The sequence below is a fragment of the Knoellia sp. AC549 genome (assembly GCF_979258975.1).
The window spans coordinates 2,770,374-2,788,760 of sequence record NZ_OZ409890.1; the positions used below are offsets into that span (position 1 = coordinate 2,770,374).

The following is an 18,387-nucleotide window of genomic DNA, read 5'->3' on the forward strand; positions in this document are numbered from 1 at the left end:
GCGGCATACCCACGTCTGTGGGTTTGCCACCCAATTCCCCCGTTTCCCACGCGACCGGTCAGGGACGCATCGCCTCCACCAGGACGTCCAGTCCGACCGAACCGACGTCGAGGGCGCGACGGTGGAAAGCCTTCGGGTCGAACGAGTCGCCCTCTCGCGCAGCGGTCTCGTCACGCAGCTGCATCCAGATGCGCTCACCGATCTTGTAGCTCGGGGCCTGGCCCGGCCAGCCGAGGTAGCGGTCGAGCTCGAAGCGCAGGGATGCCTCCGCGTCGGTGTTGTGCGCGGTGAGGTAGGCCCACGCCTTGTCATAGGTCCAGTCGCCACCGCCGACCTCGGCCGGCGCCTCGAAGCCACAGTGGATGCCGATGTCGAGGACGACCCGGGCGGCTCGCAAGGACTGCGCGTTGAGGAAGCCGAGGTAGTTGCCCGGGTCCTCCATGTGACCGAGCTCGACCATGAGCCGCTCGGCGTAGAGCGCCCACCCCTCGCCGTGGCCGCTCACCCAGCAGAGCATGCGGCGCCACCGGTTGAGGAGCTCCGCACGGTAGGTCGTCTGGGCGATCTGGAGGTGGTGGCCGGGGACGCCCTCGTGGTAGACGGTGCTCAGCTCGGCCCACGTCCCGAACGTCTCGACCCCCTTGGGCACCGACCACCACATGCGGCCGGGGCGGGTGAAGTCCTCGCTCGGGCCGGTGTAGTAGATGCCGCCGGTGTGGGTCGGCGCGATCATGCACTCGATGGTGCGTACGGGCTCGGGGATGTCGAAGTGCGTGCCGTCGAGCAGGTCCATGACCTCGTCGGCCTTGGTCTGCATCCACTGCCGGAGCGCGTCGGTGCCGTCGAGCCGGTATGCCGGGTCGTCACCGAGCGCGGCGATGGCGTCCTGGATCGTGCCGCCGGGGACGATGCGGTCCGCAGTCCTGCGCATCTCGGCGTCGAGGCGGGCGGTCTCCTCCTGGCCCCACGCGTAGGTCTCCTCGAGGTCGACGGTCGCGCCGAGGAAGTGGCGGCTGGCGAGCTGGTAGTGCTCGCGCCCCACGGCGTCCTCCTCGCGCGCACGGGGGAGGAGCTGCTCCCCGAGGAAGGCCCTGAGGTCGGCGTAGGCGTCGGCGCACCGTCGGGCTGCCGCGGCGAGCTCGGCCTGCTGCGCGTCGGGCAGGGGTGTGTCACCGTCGGTGCGGGCGTCACCGGCGAAGGTCGCGAAGAAGCCGTCGTCGCCGACGAGGTCGTCGCACTGCTTCATGCAGGACTCGACCTGGCGCCGGGCCGAGATGCGCCTGGGGTCGGCGTCGACGGACGCGAGCAGCGACTCGCGCCACTGGTCGAGGGCTCGTGGGAGGTTGCCCAGCCGGCGGGTGATCGTCGCCCACTGCTCCTGCGTGTCGGTCGGCATGAGGTCGAACACGTCGCGCACCGACTGCATCGGCGAGGCGATGACGTTGAGGTCGCACTGGTCGAGACCGGCCTCGTGGAGGTCGACCTCGAGCTGGAGCCGCTCCCGCATCGCTGCGACGGTGACGCGGTCGATGTCGTCGACCGGCTCGGCGGTGGCGAACTGCGCGAGGGTGGCGCGGGCGAGGTCGGCGCGAGCGCGGTAGCCCCCGGGTGAGAAGTCGTCGAGCTCGTCCTGGCGCACCTCGATGCCGAGATAGGTCGCCTCGATCGGGCTGCTCGCCATGACGGCGTCGAAGTGTCGCTCGGCGATGGCATCGACAGCGGTGGGGGTGCGGTGGGTGGGCGAGGCGGTGGCCGCGGCAGGGGCAGGGGAGTCAGTCACGAGGGCGACGCTACCCACCTCGCCGATCCGCCGCCCGTGGGTTTCTCGCCCAATTCCCCCAGAACTCACGGACACGCCGGTATGCCGTCCGTCCCCTTCCCGTGGGTTTCTCACCCAATTCCCCCAGAACTCACGCAATCCGACCCCGCGCCTGGAACCAGCGTTGGTAGGCCGCGCTCAGGGAGACGGGACAACCTCTCTGGCGCAACGCGTCCGCGACACGGCTCACCACCTCATCGGGGTCGTCGTAGAGGTGCTCGGCGCGAATCACGATGATGATCCACCCGGCGTCTCGCATCTCCTGTCGCCTGGCCTCGTCCTTCCTTCGCTGCTCCGGCTCGTCGTGCCACCGCCCGTCGTACTCCAGCGCCACCTTGAACTCGGGCCACGCAAGGTCGAGCCGGTAGCGCTCCACGCCACCCACGGCATACGGGTGGTTGCATCGCGGTTCCGGCATCCCGGCGAACACCACGAGGAGGCGCGACTGGCTTTCGGGAACGGACTCCGACCGGGCACGCACGAGCCGCGCAGCGTTCACCGCAGCCCTCCTCCCATGACCGTCCCAAGCCTCTGCGGCTGCAACGAGCTCTGCGGGTGAGATCGCGTCGCGAGCCACGAGGCGGTCGCCAAGGCAGACGAGGTCGACGAGGTCCAGGCGAACCGCCTGATGGATGAAGGTCATCGCCGGCCCGGTCACAGCCAGGCCGTGCCGGTACCAACGCTCCATGGGGTAGGTGAAACGGTGTGTGCGGATCCCGTCGCCGAGCGTCTTCACATCCCGGCTGAACGCCACATGGATCTGGCTGGATCGAGGCCACGACGGAACCCACAGCTGCGCGGCTGTCTCATGGCTCAGCAGCGCGTGACCGGGGGCACGCAGCAAGGCGGCGCGGCTCCGGACCACGAGCGAGTCGGGCACCATCGCACTGATGTGGACACCGTGAAAGACGCGCCTGTATGCGGGCCCGCCGAGCTCGCGCCAAGAGACGCCCGCTGCCAGCGCCCATTCGGTGCGGAACGGTCGAAAGGGGTCGAAGTCGGACATCGCCACACTGTGTCGGGTCCGGCGAAATCCGGTTCTGAGTTATCCACAGTGACACCTAGGCTGCGGCCATGACCGCCCGCGTGCTCTCCGTCAACACCGGCCGCCCCGTCGCCGGGATCATCAACCGGCTCACGGGGATCGACAAGCACCCGACAGACGAGATCGCGGTCTTCGACCCCGGCCCCAAGGGCGTCGGCGCGAGCGGGGTCCAGGACGACACCGTCGTCAACCTCAGGCACCACGGGGGCACCGACCAAGCCGTGTATGCCGTTGCCCGCGAGGAGCTGGACTGGTGGGCCGCAGACCTGGGGCGAGAGCTCGCGCCGGGCACCTTCGGCGAGAACCTCACCACGGAGGGGTTCGACGTCGACGCCGCGGTGGTCGGGGAGCAGTGGCGCGTCGGGTCGTCGGTCGTCCTGACGGTCACCGGGCCTCGCGAGCCTTGCGCGACCTTTGCGGCGCACATGGGTGTACGTGGATGGGTGAGGAAGTTCGCGGCGCGGGGCCGGACCGGGGCCTACCTGGCCGTGACGCAGTCCGGGACGATCCGGCCGGGAGACGGCATCGAGGTGCTGTCCCGGCCGAGTCACGGCGTCACCCCGCCCGAGGTGTTCCGGGCCTTCATGGGTGACCGCGAGCTCGCCCGCAAGGTCCTGGCCGAGCGCGTCATGGCGGACAGGGAGCACGCGAAGCTGGCCAAGAAGCTCGCGCGCTGGGAGCAGTAGGCGAGCGGACGGCATACGGGCGCGTCACCCACGGGAGTCGGGGGAATTGGGTGAGAAACCCACGAGTCCCGTTCGTGGGATTCGGGGGAATTGGGTGGGAAACTCACGAGTCCCGTTCGTGGGATTCGGGGGAATTGGGTGGGAAACCCACGAGGTGGGTTCGGGACGGTCTCAGCGGAGGGAGTGCTGCCAGGTGCCTTGGGCCCGGCTGCCCGGGGTCACCGGGCGACGGACGAGTCCTGCTGGTGCCGACCAGCGCGACGTATGCCGCACGGGCACCTCATCGCTCGCCCCACCCGACGCTGCCGACAGGACCGCGACGAGGGCCGCGACCTGCTCGGGCGTGGCGTCGCCGAGGACCTCGATCCCCTGCTGACCCTCTGCTGACTCAGCCATCAGAGGGGAATGTTTCCGTGCTTCTTGGGCGGGAGGGTCTCGCGCTTGGTCCGCAGCGCCCGCAGCGCCTTGGTGACGTTCATCCGCGTGTTCGACGGCGTGATGACCGTGTCGATGTAGCCACGCTCGGCCGCGACGTAGGGGTTGGCCAGCGTGTCCTCGTACTCGGCGATGAACTTCTGCCGAGCCGCGTCGACGTCCTCGCCGCGCTCCGCCACCGCGGCGAGCTGCTTGCGGTAGAGGATGTTGACGGCGCCCTGGGCACCCATGACCGCGATCTGCGCCGTCGGCCAGGCGAGGTTGATGTCGGCGCCGAGGTGCTTGGACCCCATGACGTCGTAGGCACCGCCGTAGGCCTTGCGCGTGATGACCGTGACGAGGGGCACCGTCGCCTCGGCGTAGGCGTAGATGAGCTTGGCGCCGCGGCGGATGATGCCGTCCCACTCCTGGTCGGTGCCCGGCAGGAACCCCGGCACGTCGACGAGCGTCAGGATCGGCACGTTGAACGCGTCACACGTGCGGACAAAACGCGCAGCCTTCTCGGAGGCATCGATGTCCAACGTCCCCGCGAACTGCATGGGGTTGTTGGCGACGACGCCGACCGAACGACCCTCGATGCGGGCGAAACCGATGACGATGTTCGGCGCGAAGAGCGGCGACACCTCGAGGAAGTCGCCGTCATCCACCACGGACTCGATGACCTGGTGCATGTCATAGGGCTGGTTGGGGCTGTCCGGGATGATCGTGTCGAGGAAGCGGTCCCCGTCGCTCACCTCCAGCGAGAGCTCGCCGTCCTCGAACGACGGCGGCTCCTCCATGTTGTTGGAGGGCAGGTAGGACAGCAGCGCCTTGACGTACTCGACGGCGTCCTCCTCGTCGGTGCCCATGTAGTGCGCGACACCGGACTTGGAGCTGTGCGTCCTCGCCCCACCCAGCTCCTCGAAGCCGACGTCCTCACCGGTGACGGTCTTGATGACGTCGGGTCCGGTGATGAACATGTGCGAGGTCTGGTCGACCATGACGGTGAAGTCGGTGACGGCCGGCGAGTAGACGGCCCCACCCGCGCACGGCCCCATGATGAGCGAGATCTGCGGGATGACCCCGGACGCGTGGACGTTGCGGCGGAAGATCTCACCATAGAGACCGAGCGAGGCGACACCCTCCTGGATGCGCGCACCCCCGGAGTCGTTCAACCCCACCACCGGGCAGCCGACCTTCATCGCGAAGTCCATGACCTTGGTGATCTTCTCCCCGAAGACCTCGCCCAGCGACCCGCCGAAGACCGTGAAGTCCTGGGCGAAGACGGCGACGGTCCGGCCATCGACCGTGCCGTAGCCGGTGACGACACCGTCTCCGTAGGGCCGGTTCGCGTCCTGGCCGAAGGCGACCGAGCGGTGCCGGGCGTACTTGTCCATCTCGACGAACGACCCCTCGTCCAGCAGCATCGCGAGGCGCTCGCGGGCAGTCTTCTTGCCACGGGCGTGCTGCTTCTCGACGGCCCGCTCGGACCCCGCGTGGGCGACCTCTCCGACCCGACGCTTGAGGTCGGCGAGCTTGCCGGCAGTGGTGTGGATGTCGATGCCCGCGTCCGCAGGGGGGAGGTCGGTTCCGCCGGTGGGCTGGGTGTCCGTCTGAGCCATGGTGGCGACTCTAGCCTTGGTCACGTGACCCTTCCTGCTGCCTCCCGCCCGATGGATGCGTCCCTCATCACACCCGGTCCACCGTGGCTCCCGGTCGAGGTGCACGCGTCCGTCGACTCCACGAACGCCGAGCTCGCCCGCGACCCCCGACCGTGGCGGGTCGTCACCGCCGAGGAGCAGCGGGCCGGTCGCGGGCGCCTCGACCGCGCGTGGACCACGACACCCGGCACGAGCATCGCCGCGAGCGTCCTCGTGCCCCGCCCGGACAGCGCTCCGATCGGCTGGGTCCCGCTCGTCGTCGGCCTCGCGCTGCGCGGCGCCCTCACCGAGGTCAGCGGCGTCGAGGTCAGCCTCAAGTGGCCCAACGACCTGCTCGTCCCCGCCGACGGCGACCGCAAGCTCGCCGGCATCCTCGCCGAGCTCACCCCGGTCGGCGTCGTCGTCGGCACCGGCATCAACATCGACCAGGAGCGCGCCGACCTGCCCGTCGACACCGCCACGTCGTTGCGTCTCGCCGGCGCACCGGGAGTGAGCCGCGAAGGCGTGCTCACGGCATACCTTGCTTCTCTCGCAACGCTTCTGCGCAGACTTGACGACGACCCGTATGCCGTCCGCGCCGCCTACGCCGCCGCCTGCGGCACGCTCGGACGCACCGTCGTCGCGCACCTGCCGAACGGTGAGGTGCACGGAGTCGCGACCGAGGTCGACGCAGACGGCAGACTGTGCCTGAGGACGGACAACGGTCCGTATGCCGTGGCGGCGGGTGACGTCGTCCACGTCCGATGAGGGGAGGGCCCAGGTGACCGACATCCCGCGCGACCTCGAGGCCGAGGTCGAGGAACGGCTGCTCGGGCGTCCCGCGACGATGGGTCGCCGCGAGATCAGCCGCGAGGCAGCGGTGTCGGTGATGTCGGCACGCAAGCTCTGGCACGCCCTGGGCTTCCAGATCGTCGACGACGAAGAGCTGATGTTCACCGAGGCCGACCTCGACGCGCTGCGCCGGGTCGCCGACCTCATCCGCGACAACGACCTCGAGGAGGACCTCGCCCTGTCGATGACGCGGGCCTTCGCCCGCACCTCCGACCGGCTCGCGGTGTGGCAGACGCAGCTCGTGGCCGAGTACCTCACGCCGCCCGAGCAGGAGGCCGAGATCGGCGAGAAGGACGCGCGGTCGGTTCCCGACCGCGGGGTGGCCGAGGCAGCGGCGACGGTGCTCGTCGAGATCGTCGACCAGCTCGAGCCCCTCATGGTCTATGTGTGGCGACGCCACCTCACGGCTGCGATCACCCGCATGCTCGCCGACGCCCGCGACACCGACCACGACCCCAGCGCGCCGCTGCGGGTGGTCGGGTTCGCCGACCTCGTGAACTTCACCTCGCTCGTGCGGCGCATGACCGAGAGGCAGCTCGCGACGCTCGTGCAGCGGTTCGAGGAGCTGGCGAGCGACGTCGTCACCACGCACGGAGGGCGCGTCATCAAGACGGTCGGCGACGAGGTGCTCTTCGTCCACGTGGATGCCGACGCCGCCGCGGCCATCGGTCTGGACCTCGTCGACGCCATGGGGGAGGACCCGCTGCTGCCCGACGTGCGCGTCGGGATGGCGTTCGGCAAGGTCATCAGCCGGCTCGGGGACGTCTTCGGCACGACGGTCAACCGGGCCAGCCGGCTCACGGCCGTCACCCCGCCCGGGCGGGTCTTCGTCGACGACGAGGTCGCACGCGCCCTCGGTGCGCTGTCGGGCTTCTCGATGATCGAGCAGCGCCGTCGCCATCTGCGGGGGATCGGCTCGATCACCCCCTTCGAGCTGGCCCGGTCGAGCGGTGCGCGGCGCGACCGGCCGTGGGATCAGCACGCGTGAACCACCCCCGCCCACTAGCATCACCGGCATGACTCGTGTGCTGCTCGCCGAAGACGACCCGGCGATCTCGGAGCCCCTGGCCCGGGCGCTGAGGCGAGAGGGCTACGAGGTGATCGTCCGCGCCGACGGACGCGAGGCGCTGGAGGCGGCTCGCGAGAACCCGGACCTCGTCGTCCTCGACCTGGGCCTGCCCACCATGGACGGACTCGAGGTCTGCCGCCGGTTGCGTGGCGAGGGGCACACCGTGCCGGTCCTCGTCCTCACGGCCCGCGCCGACGAGGTCGACACCGTGGTCGGTCTCGACGCCGGAGCCGACGACTACGTCACCAAGCCCTTCCGTTTGGCCGAGCTCCTCGCCCGCGCCCGGGCCCTGCTCCGGCGGGGCATCCCCGAGGCGGCCCCGACCGGGCAGGTCGACATCCGGGTCGACGCCGAGTCGCGGCGCGTCTTCCTCCACGAGGAGGAGATCCAGCTGACGGCCAAGGAGTACGAGCTCCTCCGGGTGCTGGCACGCAACCAGGGCAAGGTCATCTCGCGCGAGCAGCTCATGCGCGAGGTGTGGGAGACGGCCTGGTACGGCTCCACCAAGACCCTCGACATGCACATCTCGGTGCTGCGCAAGAAGCTCGGCGACGACGCCATGCAGCCGCGCTACATCACGACGATCCGTGGTGTCGGTTTCCGGTTCGACCCTGCGGGGGAGTGACCGCCCGTGCGTCGGCTCCTGCTGAGGTCAACGCTTGCTGCCGTCGGTGCCACGCTCGCGCTGCTCGCGATCCCGCTCCTCGGGCTCGCCTGGTGGGTCGCGGCGCTCTCGGGACCCACTCGACAGGATCTCGTCGACTCGTTGTCGGGCTTCGGCCCGGCGGCGGTGCTGAGCGCCGGGGTCATCGGGCTGTGTCTGCTCGGGCTCGGCGCCGGCTTCCTCGTGGCCCGGCGGCAGGCCCGCATCCTGGGCGACCCCCTCACCGAGCTGGCGACCCGCGCCGAGCGGCTCGGGGCCGGTGAGTCGCGCTTCCTGCCCCTCGACTCCGGCATCGGCGAGCTCGACCGGATCAGCGACGTCCTCTCGCGCAGCGCCAACCAGGTCACCCGCAACCTCGCTGCCGAGCGCGACTTCGCGGCGGACGCCTCCCACCAGCTCCGCACACCCCTGACCGCGCTGCTCATGCGCCTCGACGAGATCGCCTCGACCGACGACCTCACGGTCGTGCAGGAGGAGGCGCAGGTCGCCATCGGTCAGGTGGAGCGGCTCAGCAAGGTCGTCGACGACCTCATGGGCCGCACGCGGGTCAGCGACCCGACGCGACCCAGCGTCTCGCTCGATGCCGTGCTGGCCTCGCTCCAGCGGGAGTGGCAGCCGGCCTTCGCCGCGTCCAAGCGGAGCATGCGCATCCACGGCGAGCGCGGCCTGCGGGTCCGTGCCACGCCGATGGCCCTGGCCCAGATCGTCTCGACGCTCATCGAGAACGCCCTCGCCCACGGCCGTGGCACGGTCGACATCGCCGCCCGCCGCGCCGGGCCGTCGGTCGTCATCGAGCTCGGTGACGAGGGCGAGGGGGTGGGGCCCACCATCGCCCCGCACATCTTCGAGCGGTCGGTGTCGTCCTCGGGCTCCGGGTTGGGGCTGACGCTGGCGCGGGACCTCGCCGAGGACAACGGTGGGCGGCTCGAGCTGGTCAGCACCCAGCCCGCGGTCTTCGCCGTCTTCCTCTCCGAGGCAGACGACTGACTCACCAGCCCGACGCGTCCGTCGTCGGCGGGTGCCGCTCAGGAGTGCGTGTCCTCGGGGTGGTGCTTGAGGTCGGCCAGAGGGGACTGGTCGACCTCGATCGGCTCGCCGGCGAAGACGAAGCGGCGGTAGGCCCAGAAGCGGAAGAGCGTCCCGAGCCCGATGGCGACGACCTTGGCGACGTTGTCGGCCGCGAGCGAGTCGAACCCGAGGACGTAGTTGGAGATCGCGACGGCAGCGGCCTGGATGAGCAGCGCCACACCGTTGGTCCCGGCGAAGAGCGCCGCCTCGTGGTGGGCGGGGCGGTTGCGCCGGTGGCGGAACGTCCACGTGCGGTTGCCGACCCACGCGAACGCGGTGGCGAGCGAGGCCGAGATGATGACGGCCGCCGTCGGCCTGTCCTCGAGGACGGTGTGGCGCAACAGGTTGAAGCTGCCCATGTCGATGACGAACGCCAGCAGCCCGATGACGCCGAACTTGATGACCTCGCGATAGAGCACGTCGATCGCTCCCCGGAGCCGGTCGATCGGGCCCCCTGCGGGCGGCGTGGACGTCACCGAGTGAGCCTAACCGGCGGAAACGTCGCGGTGCGTCTCCGGCCGACACCATCCCGGTATGCCGTGTGCGCACTTCACGCCGCTATCCTCCCGGGGTGACTGTCCCCCAGCGCGCCCCCGGAGGGTTCCCCGTCGTCGGCATCATCGGCGCGGGCCAGCTGGCCCGGATGTGTGCCGGGCCGGCGGCCGAGCTGGGGCTCACCCTGAGCGTGCTGGCCGAGGCGGCCGACGCCAGCGCCGCCCTGGTGATCCCGTCGGCTCCGGTCGGTGCCCACAGCGACATCGACGCCGTCCTGGCGTTCGCCCGCGAGTGCGACGTCGTGACGTTCGACCACGAGCAGGTCCCGGCCGACGTGCTGGCCGCGCTGGCGCAGGCCGGGGTCGCCATGCACCCGACGCCCGCGGCCCTCGTCTTCGCCCAGGACAAGCTGGCGATGCGTGAGCGGCTCACGGCGCTCGCCATCCCGTGCCCGCGCTGGGCGTCGGCTCGAACGCCCGCTGACGTCGAGGCCTTTGGGAAGGACGTGGGCTGGCCGGTCGTCGCGAAGACACCACGCGGTGGCTACGACGGCAAGGGGGTCAGGGTCGTCGGCTCGTCCGCCGAGCTCACCGACTGGCTCGAGCGCGCGGCGGCAGAGAACTCGCCGCTGCTGCTCGAGGAGAAGGTGCCGTTCACCCGTGAGCTCGCCGTCCTGCTGGCCCGCAGCCCGTCCGGGCAGGCTGCTGCGTGGCCCGTGGTCGAGACGGTGCAGACCGACGGCATCTGCACCGAGGTCATCGCACCCGCCGCCGACCTCGACCCCGACCTCGCCGCGCGTGTCACAGAGGCCGGGCTGCGCGTCGCCGGCGAGCTCGGCGTCACCGGTGTCCTCGCCGTCGAGCTCTTCGAGCTGCCCGGCGGCGAGTTCGTCGTCAACGAGCTCGCGATGCGCCCGCACAACAGTGGCCACTGGTCGATGGACGGTGCCGTCACCGGCCAGTTCGAGCAGCACCTGCGCGCCGTCCTCGACCTGCCGCTCGGCTCACCGAGGCCCCGTCACCGGTGGACAGTGATGGGCAACATCCTCGGCGGTGAGCACCCGGAGCTCTATCCGGCATACCGTCACGTCATGGCTCGTGACCCGGAGATCAAGGCGCACCTCTATGGCAAGGGCGTGCGTCCCGGTCGCAAGATCGGGCACGTCAACGTCAGCGGAGACGACCTCGCCGACCTGCGCGAGCGCGCGCGCCACGCCGCCGACTACATCGAGGGAGCAGTTCTCGAATGACAAGCATCAACAGCGCCGGTTCCGGCACGGCCGCGCCCGTCGTCGGCGTCGTCATGGGCAGCGACAGCGACTGGCCGGTGATGCAGCTCGCCACCAAGGTGCTCGACGACTTCGGCATCGCGCACGAGGTCGAGGTGGTGTCGGCCCACCGGATGCCCGACGAGATGATCACCTACGGGCTGGACGCCGAGGAGCGCGGGCTGCGGGTCATCATCGCCGGCGCAGGGGGTGCGGCCCACCTGCCGGGGATGCTCGCGTCGGTGAGCTCGCTGCCGGTCATCGGGGTGCCCGTGCCCCTGGAGCACCTCAACGGCATGGACTCGCTGCTCTCGATCGTGCAGATGCCGAGCGGCGTGCCGGTCGCGACGGTGTCGGTGGGTGGCGCCCGCAACGCCGGCCTGCTCGCGGCCCGCATCCTCGGCGCCGGTGAGGGCGAGGAGGCCGCTCGACTGCGCTCCGAGATGGGCGAGTTCCGCAAGGGGCTGCGCAACCAGGCGCACGCCAAGGGTGAGGCCCTGCGCCGGCGCCGGGCCGAGCAGGGCGACTGAGGTCAGCGGGCCGAGCCCTCGCCCTTGACCCGGGGCCACTCGATCTTGGGGCACGTGTCCATGACGACGTCGAGCCCGGCCTTGCGGGCCCGACCGGCGGCGGCCTCGTCGACGACGCCCTGCTGCATCCAGATGGCGTCGATCTGCAGGCGGTCCTTGTGCTCGATGGCCTGGTCGACGACGGCGCCGACGTGGGTGGAGTTGACGAAGCAGTCGACGACCTTGACGTCCTGGTCGGGGATGTCCGCGAGGGTGGCGTAGCCCTGCTGCCCGTGGACGGTCTCGGCGTTCGGGTGCACCGGGATGATGCCCTTGTGCAGCTCGTGCTTGAGCCACTGCGAGACGCCGTATGCCGGTCGCTCCACGTGGTTGCTCAGGCCCACGACGACCCAGGTGCCGGGGTCGTTGAGGAGCTCGCGGATGAGATCGGGGTCGTTGCGGTGCTTGAACGTCATGCTTGGCATCATGCACCCCAGCGCGGGGGGTTGCGGCCGAGAGGGCTGACGGGTTGAGTTGAGGGCATGCGATTCGGACTCTTCATCCCCCAGGGCTGGCGTCATGACCTCGTCGGCATCGAGCCGGCCCAGCACTGGGGCGTGATGGCGGGCCTGGCGAGGCGGGCCGACGGCATACGCGACTGGGAGTCGATCTGGGTCTTCGACCACTTCCACCCGGTGCCGCACCCGACGCAGGAGGCCGTGCACGAGGCGTGGTCGCTCATGGCGGCGTTCGCAGCGGTGACCGGCCGGGTGCGCATCGGTCAGATGTGCACGTGCATGAGCTACCGCAACCCGGCCTATCTGGCGAAGGTGGCCGCGACCGTCGACGTCATCTCGGAGGGCCGGCTCGAGATGGGCATCGGCGCCGGGTGGTACGAGCACGAGTGGCGCGCCTACGGCTACGGCTTCCCCGGCGCGGGGGAGCGGCTCGCGCGGCTGCGCGAGGGTGTCGAGATCTTCCGTCAGATGTGGACGACCGGGACGGCGACGTATGCCGGCGAGCACTACCAGGTCGACGGGGCCATGTGCTTCCCGAGGCCGTTGCAGGGCACCGCCTTCGAGGGTTCGGCGCTGAACGGCATCCCGATGTGGATCGCCGGGGGAGGTGAGCGCAAGACGCTGCGGATCGCGGCCGAGTACGCCGACTACACGAACTTCGACGGGACGCCCGAGGTCTTCAGGCACAAGAGCGAGGTCCTCAAGTCGCACTGCGCCGACGTAGGTCGTGACTTCGACTCGATCACGCGGTCGGCGGACTTCAACGTCATCATCGGGCGCGACGAGAAGGAGGTGGAGGAGCGGCTGCGCTGGATCGAGAACCACCTCCGGAGTGCGGGGGTGCCCGAGGAGGCGGTCGCGCGGACGATGAAGACCAACCGCGAGGGCCCCGCCGTCGGCACGCCCGACCAGGTGGCCGGCGCGCTCGCCGACCTGCAGGACCTCGGGATGACCTACGCGATCACGAACTTCATCGAGTCCGCCTACGACCTCTCGGGCGTCGAGCTGTTCGAGCGCGAGGTCATCCCCGCCCTGCGCTGAGTGGGCGGTGCCACACGGGATCCGGCGGGCGGGCGGCATACGCGTCGGTAGGATCACGGCCGTGAGTGCATCGAGCGACTTCCCCCTGTTCCAGGTCAACGAGGACCACGAAGCGATCCGCGAAGCGGTCCGGGACCTGGCGGCGGCCAAGATCGCTCCCTTCGCGGCTGCGGTCGACGAGGAGTCGCGCTACCCGCAGGAGGCGCACGACGCGCTCGTCGCCTCCGACTTCTTCGCCCCGCACGTCGGCGAGGAGTACGGCGGCGTCGGCGCCGATGCCCTCGCCACGTGCATCGTCATCGAGGAGGTCGCCCGCGCGTGCGCGTCCTCCTCGCTCATCCCGGCCGTCAACAAGCTCGGCTCGATGCCCGTGATCCTCGCCGGCTCCGAGGAGCTCAAGCGCACCTACCTCACGCCGCTGGCCGAGGGCAGGTCCTCCTTCTCCTACGGGTTGTCCGAGCGCGAGGCGGGCTCCGACACGGCCGCGATGAAGTGCCGCGCCAGGGCTGACGGGGACGGGTGGGTCCTCAACGGCCAGAAGTCGTGGATCACCAATGCCGGTGTCTCCGACTACTACACCGTCCTCGCAGTGACCGACCCCGACGGCCCTCGCGGCAGCAACATCAGCGCGTTCGTCGTCGAGAAGTCCGACGAGGGCTTCACCTTCGGAGAGAAGGAGCGCAAGCTCGGCATCAAGGGCAGCCCCACCCGCGAGCTGATCTTCGACGGCGTGCGCCTCCCCGGCGACCGGATCGTCGGCCGGCCCGGCGAGGGGCTGAAGATCGCCCTGCGCACCCTCGACCACACCCGCGTCACCATCGGCGCCCAGGCCGTCGGCATCGCCCAGGGCGCGCTCGACCACGCCCTGGCCTACGTCAAGGAGCGCAAGCAGTTCGGCAAGAGCATCGCCGAGTTCCAGGGCATCCAGTTCATGCTCGCCGACATGGCGATGGAGCTGGAGGCCGCGCGCCAGATGGTCTACGTGGCCGCCGCGAAGTCGGAACGTGGCGACGCCGACCTGCCCTTCTTCGGTGCGGCGGCCAAGTGCTTCGCGTCCGACGTCGCCATGAAGGTGACGACCGACGCCGTCCAGCTCCTCGGTGGGGCGGGCTACACCCGTGACTTCCCGCTCGAGCGGATGATGCGCGACGCCAAGATCACCCAGATCTACGAGGGCACCAACCAGGTGCAGCGCATCGTCATGGCACGACAGGTCCTCAAGTAGCCGTGAGGCGAGGAGCGTCGGCCCGGGTCAGCCCTGCGAGGGCTTGCCGTCGGTGCCGGCCGGGGGAGCCTCGAGCGGCTGGTCCTCGCGCAGCATGGTGAAGAGGGCCTGCGCACGTTCGGTGTCCCACTTGACCGAGGAGCCGGCCGAGGTCTGGTAGTTCGCGCTCTCGATCGGCACGGTCAGGCTGAGCGTGGAGTCGTTGCTGGCGCCCCGCATGGCGAGCAGGATGTTGGACGCGTCCTTCATCGAGGTGTCCTCGCCGACGCCCACCGCACCGGCGGCTGTGTGGGTGAAGGACCAGTAGCGGAAGGGGTTGAGGACGGTCGACGGAGTCGCTGCGCCCTTCATGATCGCCGCGAGGAACTGTCGCTGGCGGTCGGCGCGGCCGAGGTCGCCACGGGGGTCCGAGTAGCGGGCTCGCACGAAGCCGAGGGCGTTCTTGCCGTCCAGCGTCTGGCAGCCCTTCTTGAGGTTGATGTGGGCCTTGGGGTCGTCCATGTCGAACGGGACGCAGATGTCGACGCCGCCGAGGCTGTTGACGACCGCGTTGAAACCACCGAAGCCGATCTCGAGGTAGCCGTCGATGCGCAGGTCGGTGACCTGCTCGAGGGTCTGGACGAGCAGCTGGGGCCCCCGATGGAGAAGGCCGCGTTGACCTTGTTGCTCCCGTGGCCCGGGATGGGCATGAAGCTGTCGCGTGGGATCGAGATGATGGCCGACTTGCCACCGCCGGAGGGCACGTGCACGAGCATGATCGAGTCGGTGCGCCGACCCTCGGCGTTGCCCGTGCCCAGCTCCCTGCGCTCGGCGGCCGTGAGGTCGTCGCGTGCATCCGAGCCGACGAGCAGATAGGTGTTGCCCGGCGTCTCGGCCGGCCGGTCGCCGGCGGGAGCGTCGTCGACCCGCGAGACCGAGCTCCACGCGTGGAACGGGGTGAGGACGAGGAAGGCCAGCCAGAGGACGACGAGCAGCGGGACGAGCCGCCACCACCGGCGACGGCGACGCGGCCGGGCCTCGTCGAGCGGCTCGGCCGCCGGGCGACCGCCGCGCGGGGGACCCTGGCGACGCGGGTCCGGCACGACAGGGGGTCGCGTGCCACGGTCCTGACGAGGCGCAGGGCGCTCGGCGTCGAGCGGTGCCCGCCGAGGTGGCTGCCGGCGGGCGGCACCGGCCGTCCGCGGTGTCCGGGGCGGCGGACGCCGCCCGCGGGTGTCGACGGTGTAGACCTCGTCGTCGTCCTCGGCGTCGCGAGGGGGACGACGAGGCCGATCCGTGGGGCGGGTCGGCCGGACGTCGTCTCCGCGGGGCGGGCGTTCGGACACGGGCTCATCCTCCGCTGACCCTTGCCGGAGAAGCAAAACGGCGCGCCGACCCCCTCCTCGCCATCACCGACCGCCGCTGGGGGATGATCGACCCGATGAGTGAGCACTCCGGCCCTGTGGGCGAGGCCGACAGGGACCGTCGGGACGGCACCGCCGGACTGCCGGCGGTGAGCGTCGTCATCCCCGTCCTCAACGAGGGTCGACACCTGCGCGATGCCGTCAGCCAGGTGCTCAGGCAGTCGTATGCCGGTGACCTCGAGGTCGTCCTCGCCCTCGGTCCGTCGACCGACGACACCGACGCGGTGGCTGCGGACCTCGTGGCCTCCGACACGCGGGTGCGGACCGTGCCCAACCCCACCGGGCGCACCCCGTCGGCCCTCAACGCCGCCATCCGCGCGGCCCGGCACGACGTCATCGTGCGGGTGGACGGTCACGCCGAGATCCCCGCCGATTACGTCGCGACCGCCGTCCGAACGCTCGAGGAGACCGGCGCCGACAACGTGGGTGGTCTCATGAAGGCGGTCGGACGCAGCGCCTTCGAGAGGGCCGTGGCCTGCGCGATGCGCAGCCGGATCGGGGTCGGCGGCGGCACGTTCCACGTCGGCGGGGGAGCGGGTCCGGTCGACACGGTCTACCTCGGAGCCTTCCGCCGCAGCGGGCTGGAGCGCGTCGGTGGCTACGACGAGCGCTACACCAGGACCCAGGACTGGCACCTCAACCTCAAGCTGCGACAGACCGGCGGCACCGTCTGGTTCACCCCCGACATGGAGGTCACCTACCGGCCGCGGTCCACGGTCGCAGCCCTGGCCCGTCAGTACTTCCAGTACGGCCAGTGGCGCCGGGTCGTCGCGCGCGAGCACCCCGAGACGCTCAACCCCCGCTACCTCGCACCCCCGGTCATGGTCGTCGGCACGACGGCCGCCACCCTCGCGGCACTGCTCTGGCCGCCAGCGCTCCTGGTGCCGGCGGCATACGTCGTGGGCATCGGCCTCGGGGGAGTCGCGATCAGCGGCGGCGAACCCGTGCGCACCCGGCTCCTCACCCCGGTCGTCCTGGCGACCATGCACTGGTCGTGGGGGGTCGGCTTCGTCACGAGTCCTCGGCACCTCGGGCGTCGAGCGGGCAGCTGAACGTGCCGCCCCGAGCCGTGTGCCAGACTGAGCGGCCTTGTGGTTTCCGGGATCGAGGAGTGTGCATTCGGTGGATACTGGCCGCCTGAAGGCCCTGTGGGCGCGTCGAGAAATTCTCCAGACCCTCGTGCGGCGAGACCTGCGGGTGAGGTATGCGCGAAGCGTTCTCGGCTACCTGTGGACCATCATCGACCCGTTGGCCATGGCGTTCATCTACTTCATGATCTTCGCGGTGATCTTCAAGCGTCCCGACGCCGGCCACCACCCCTACTTCCTCTTCCTGCTCGTGGGGCTGCTCGCCTGGCAGTGGTTCAGCTCCTCGGTCACCGAGACCTCTCGCGCCCTGCTCTCCGAGGCCAAGCTGGTGCGGTCGACGAGCCTGCCGCGGGAGCTGTGGGTCATCCGGGTCGTCATCGCCAAGGGCGTCGAGTACCTCCTGTCGCTGCCGATCCTCGTCGCCTTCGCGATCTTCTACCTCGTCACCGGTGAGGCCTCGCTGAACTGGCGCCTCGTCCTGCTGCCGATCGGCTTCGCCCTCCAGTTCCTCGTGCAGATCGGGATCGGCCTGCTGCTCGCGCCGCTGACGGTGCTCGTCGAGGACACGCAGCGCGTCGTGCGCATCATCATGCGCATGGCGTTCTACTGCACCCCCGTCATCTACAGCCTCGACACCGTGCCCGAGTCCCTGCGCATGGTGCTCTGGATCAACCCGATGAGCGGGGTCCTCGAGATCTATCGCGCGGGCCTGTTCGACGAGCCCCTCGTGCCCCAGCCGATCATCACGAGCGTCGTCCTCACTTTGGTCTCACTCGTCGTCGGCCTGACCGTCTTCAAGCGCCTTGAGCGCTCCGTCCTCAAGGAGATCTGATGAAGGACAACGACGTGATGATCGAGGTGGAGAACCTCGGGATCGAGTTCTATCGTTCGCGACGCCGCAACCTCTCCCTGCGCGAGATGGTCTTCCTCGGACGCAACAGCGCGCCGTCGGAGACGTTCTGGGCGCTGCACAACGTCAACTTCACGGTCGGACACGGCGAGGCCGTCGGCCTCGTGGGGTCCAACGGCACGGGCAAGAGCACCCTGCTCAAGACGATCGCCGGCGTGCTCATCCCGGACGAGGGCCACGCCCGCATCCATGGCGGTGTCGCTCCGCTCATCGAGCTGACCGGCGGCTTCCTCGGCGAGCTCTCCGCCCGCGAGAACATCTACCTGACTGCCGGACTGCACGGGCTCAGCAAGGACCAGGTCGACGAGCGGTTCGACGAGATCGTTGAGTTCGCGGGACCGCAGGTTCGCGAAGGACTGGAGATGCCCTTCCGGCACTTCTCCTCCGGGATGCAGGTCCGCCTCGGGTTCGCCGTCATCACCACTCTCGACGAGCCGATCATCCTCGTGGACGAGGTGCTCGCCGTCGGCGACGCCAACTTCAAGGAGAAGTGCTACAAGCGCATGGAGGAGCTGCTCGCGCAGGACAAGACCCTCTTCCTCGTCTCGCACTCCGAGCCCGACCTCCGTCGGTTCTGCACCCGAGGCATCTACCTGCGTTCGGGCAAGCTGGTCGACGACGGTCCCATGGACACGATCCTCAAGTCCTACAAGGCCGACAACGCGTCCTAGCCG

Annotated in this window: 19 protein-coding genes and 1 pseudogene; 13 read left to right on the forward strand and 7 right to left on the reverse strand. The window is 70.1% G+C overall.

Features of this window, described 5'->3' with window-relative positions; genetic code table 11:
* Positions 1 to 58 precede the first annotated feature (58 nt).
* Together ACZZ98_RS13500 and ACZZ98_RS13505 are read right to left on the reverse strand one after the other, a co-directional pair.
* On the reverse strand, positions 59 to 1,780 hold the full coding sequence (locus ACZZ98_RS13500; protein WP_463516728.1) for a DUF885 domain-containing protein: 1,722 nt from the start codon (positions 1,778 to 1,780) through the stop codon (positions 59 to 61).
* A gap of 130 nt (positions 1,781 to 1,910) precedes the next feature.
* On the reverse strand, positions 1,911 to 2,702 hold the full coding sequence (locus tag ACZZ98_RS13505; protein ID WP_463516729.1) for an endonuclease domain-containing protein: 792 nt from the start codon (positions 2,700 to 2,702) through the stop codon (positions 1,911 to 1,913).
* 191 nt (positions 2,703 to 2,893) lie between these two features.
* Here ACZZ98_RS13505 and ACZZ98_RS13510 point away from each other — a divergent pair, with 191 nt between their 5' ends.
* Entirely contained in the window at positions 2,894 to 3,550 is a 657-nt protein-coding gene (locus ACZZ98_RS13510) for an MOSC domain-containing protein (RefSeq protein ID WP_463516730.1), read from the forward strand.
* A 171-nt stretch (positions 3,551 to 3,721) separates the two neighbouring features.
* Here ACZZ98_RS13510 and ACZZ98_RS13515 read toward each other — a convergent pair whose 3' ends face one another.
* Both ACZZ98_RS13515 and ACZZ98_RS13520 read right to left on the reverse strand, forming a co-directional pair.
* On the reverse strand, positions 3,722 to 3,946 hold the full coding sequence (locus ACZZ98_RS13515; RefSeq protein WP_463516731.1) for an acyl-CoA carboxylase epsilon subunit: 225 nt from the start codon (positions 3,944 to 3,946) through the stop codon (positions 3,722 to 3,724).
* A complete protein-coding gene (locus tag ACZZ98_RS13520) occupies positions 3,946 to 5,586 on the reverse strand; it encodes an acyl-CoA carboxylase subunit beta (protein ID WP_463516732.1) in 1,641 nt (546 codons plus the stop codon). The genes ACZZ98_RS13515 and ACZZ98_RS13520 overlap by 1 nt, the downstream gene beginning before the upstream one ends.
* A 24-nt stretch (positions 5,587 to 5,610) precedes the next feature.
* Between ACZZ98_RS13520 and ACZZ98_RS13525 the strand changes: the two genes are divergently transcribed.
* From ACZZ98_RS13525 to ACZZ98_RS13540, 4 genes are read left to right on the forward strand one after another with little or no spacing between them, the layout of a single operon-like run.
* A complete protein-coding gene (locus ACZZ98_RS13525; RefSeq protein ID WP_463516733.1) occupies positions 5,611 to 6,372 on the forward strand; it encodes a biotin--[acetyl-CoA-carboxylase] ligase in 762 nt (253 codons plus the stop codon).
* A 13-nt stretch (positions 6,373 to 6,385) separates the two neighbouring features.
* Positions 6,386 to 7,444 carry an adenylate/guanylate cyclase domain-containing protein gene (locus ACZZ98_RS13530; RefSeq protein WP_380087931.1) on the forward strand — a complete coding sequence of 353 codons (1,059 nt, stop codon included), beginning with the start codon at positions 6,386 to 6,388 and terminating at the stop codon, positions 7,442 to 7,444.
* A gap of 28 nt (positions 7,445 to 7,472) precedes the next feature.
* Positions 7,473 to 8,150, forward strand: a complete 678-nt coding sequence (locus tag ACZZ98_RS13535; protein ID WP_463516734.1) for a response regulator transcription factor — start codon at positions 7,473 to 7,475, stop codon at positions 8,148 to 8,150.
* 6 nt (positions 8,151 to 8,156) lie between these two features.
* On the forward strand, positions 8,157 to 9,176 hold the full coding sequence (locus tag ACZZ98_RS13540) for a sensor histidine kinase (protein WP_463516735.1): 1,020 nt from the start codon (positions 8,157 to 8,159) through the stop codon (positions 9,174 to 9,176).
* A gap of 38 nt (positions 9,177 to 9,214) precedes the next feature.
* Here the strand turns inward: ACZZ98_RS13540 and ACZZ98_RS13545 are convergent, their stop codons facing one another.
* A complete protein-coding gene (locus ACZZ98_RS13545; RefSeq protein ID WP_463516736.1) occupies positions 9,215 to 9,733 on the reverse strand; it encodes a GtrA family protein in 519 nt (172 codons plus the stop codon).
* Between the two features lie 95 nt (positions 9,734 to 9,828).
* Between ACZZ98_RS13545 and ACZZ98_RS13550 the strand changes: the two genes are divergently transcribed.
* On the forward strand, positions 9,829 to 11,001 hold the full coding sequence (locus ACZZ98_RS13550) for a 5-(carboxyamino)imidazole ribonucleotide synthase (RefSeq protein WP_463516737.1): 1,173 nt from the start codon (positions 9,829 to 9,831) through the stop codon (positions 10,999 to 11,001).
* Positions 10,998 to 11,549, forward strand: coding sequence for a 5-(carboxyamino)imidazole ribonucleotide mutase (gene purE, locus ACZZ98_RS13555; protein WP_463516738.1), 552 nt, complete (start codon positions 10,998 to 11,000; stop codon positions 11,547 to 11,549). The genes ACZZ98_RS13550 and purE overlap by 4 nt, the downstream gene beginning before the upstream one ends.
* Before the next feature lie 2 nt (positions 11,550 to 11,551).
* Here the strand turns inward: purE and ACZZ98_RS13560 are convergent, their stop codons facing one another.
* Positions 11,552 to 12,013, reverse strand: coding sequence for a CoA-binding protein (locus tag ACZZ98_RS13560; protein WP_463517783.1), 462 nt, complete (start codon positions 12,011 to 12,013; stop codon positions 11,552 to 11,554).
* A gap of 57 nt (positions 12,014 to 12,070) precedes the next feature.
* On the opposite strand from ACZZ98_RS13560, the gene ACZZ98_RS13565 reads away from it, so the two are divergent.
* Together ACZZ98_RS13565 and ACZZ98_RS13570 are read left to right on the forward strand one after the other, a co-directional pair.
* On the forward strand, positions 12,071 to 13,087 hold the full coding sequence (locus tag ACZZ98_RS13565) for an LLM class F420-dependent oxidoreductase (protein ID WP_463516739.1): 1,017 nt from the start codon (positions 12,071 to 12,073) through the stop codon (positions 13,085 to 13,087).
* A 61-nt stretch (positions 13,088 to 13,148) separates the two neighbouring features.
* Complete coding sequence (locus ACZZ98_RS13570; protein ID WP_463516740.1) at positions 13,149 to 14,312, forward strand: acyl-CoA dehydrogenase family protein; 1,164 nt, start codon at positions 13,149 to 13,151, stop codon at positions 14,310 to 14,312.
* A 27-nt stretch (positions 14,313 to 14,339) separates the two neighbouring features.
* Here ACZZ98_RS13570 and ACZZ98_RS13575 read toward each other — a convergent pair.
* Positions 14,340 to 15,067 (reverse strand): annotated as a pseudogene (locus ACZZ98_RS13575) (LCP family protein).
* Between ACZZ98_RS13575 and ACZZ98_RS13580 the strand changes: the two are divergent.
* From ACZZ98_RS13580 to ACZZ98_RS13595, 4 genes are all read left to right on the forward strand, one after another.
* Positions 15,056 to 15,655: a hypothetical protein gene (locus tag ACZZ98_RS13580; protein WP_463517829.1), complete on the forward strand. Its 600-nt coding sequence runs from the start codon at positions 15,056 to 15,058 to the stop codon at positions 15,653 to 15,655. The pseudogene ACZZ98_RS13575 and the gene ACZZ98_RS13580 overlap by 12 nt on opposite strands.
* A 77-nt stretch (positions 15,656 to 15,732) precedes the next feature.
* Entirely contained in the window at positions 15,733 to 16,767 is a 1,035-nt protein-coding gene (locus ACZZ98_RS13585) for a glycosyltransferase family 2 protein (RefSeq protein WP_463516741.1), read from the forward strand.
* Between the two features lie 70 nt (positions 16,768 to 16,837).
* Positions 16,838 to 17,635, forward strand: a complete 798-nt coding sequence (locus ACZZ98_RS13590) for an ABC transporter permease (RefSeq protein ID WP_380087949.1) — start codon at positions 16,838 to 16,840, stop codon at positions 17,633 to 17,635.
* Entirely contained in the window at positions 17,635 to 18,384 is a 750-nt protein-coding gene (locus ACZZ98_RS13595) for an ABC transporter ATP-binding protein (protein ID WP_463516742.1), read from the forward strand. The genes ACZZ98_RS13590 and ACZZ98_RS13595 overlap by 1 nt, the downstream gene beginning before the upstream one ends.
* The last annotated feature ends 3 nt before the right edge of the window (positions 18,385 to 18,387 follow it).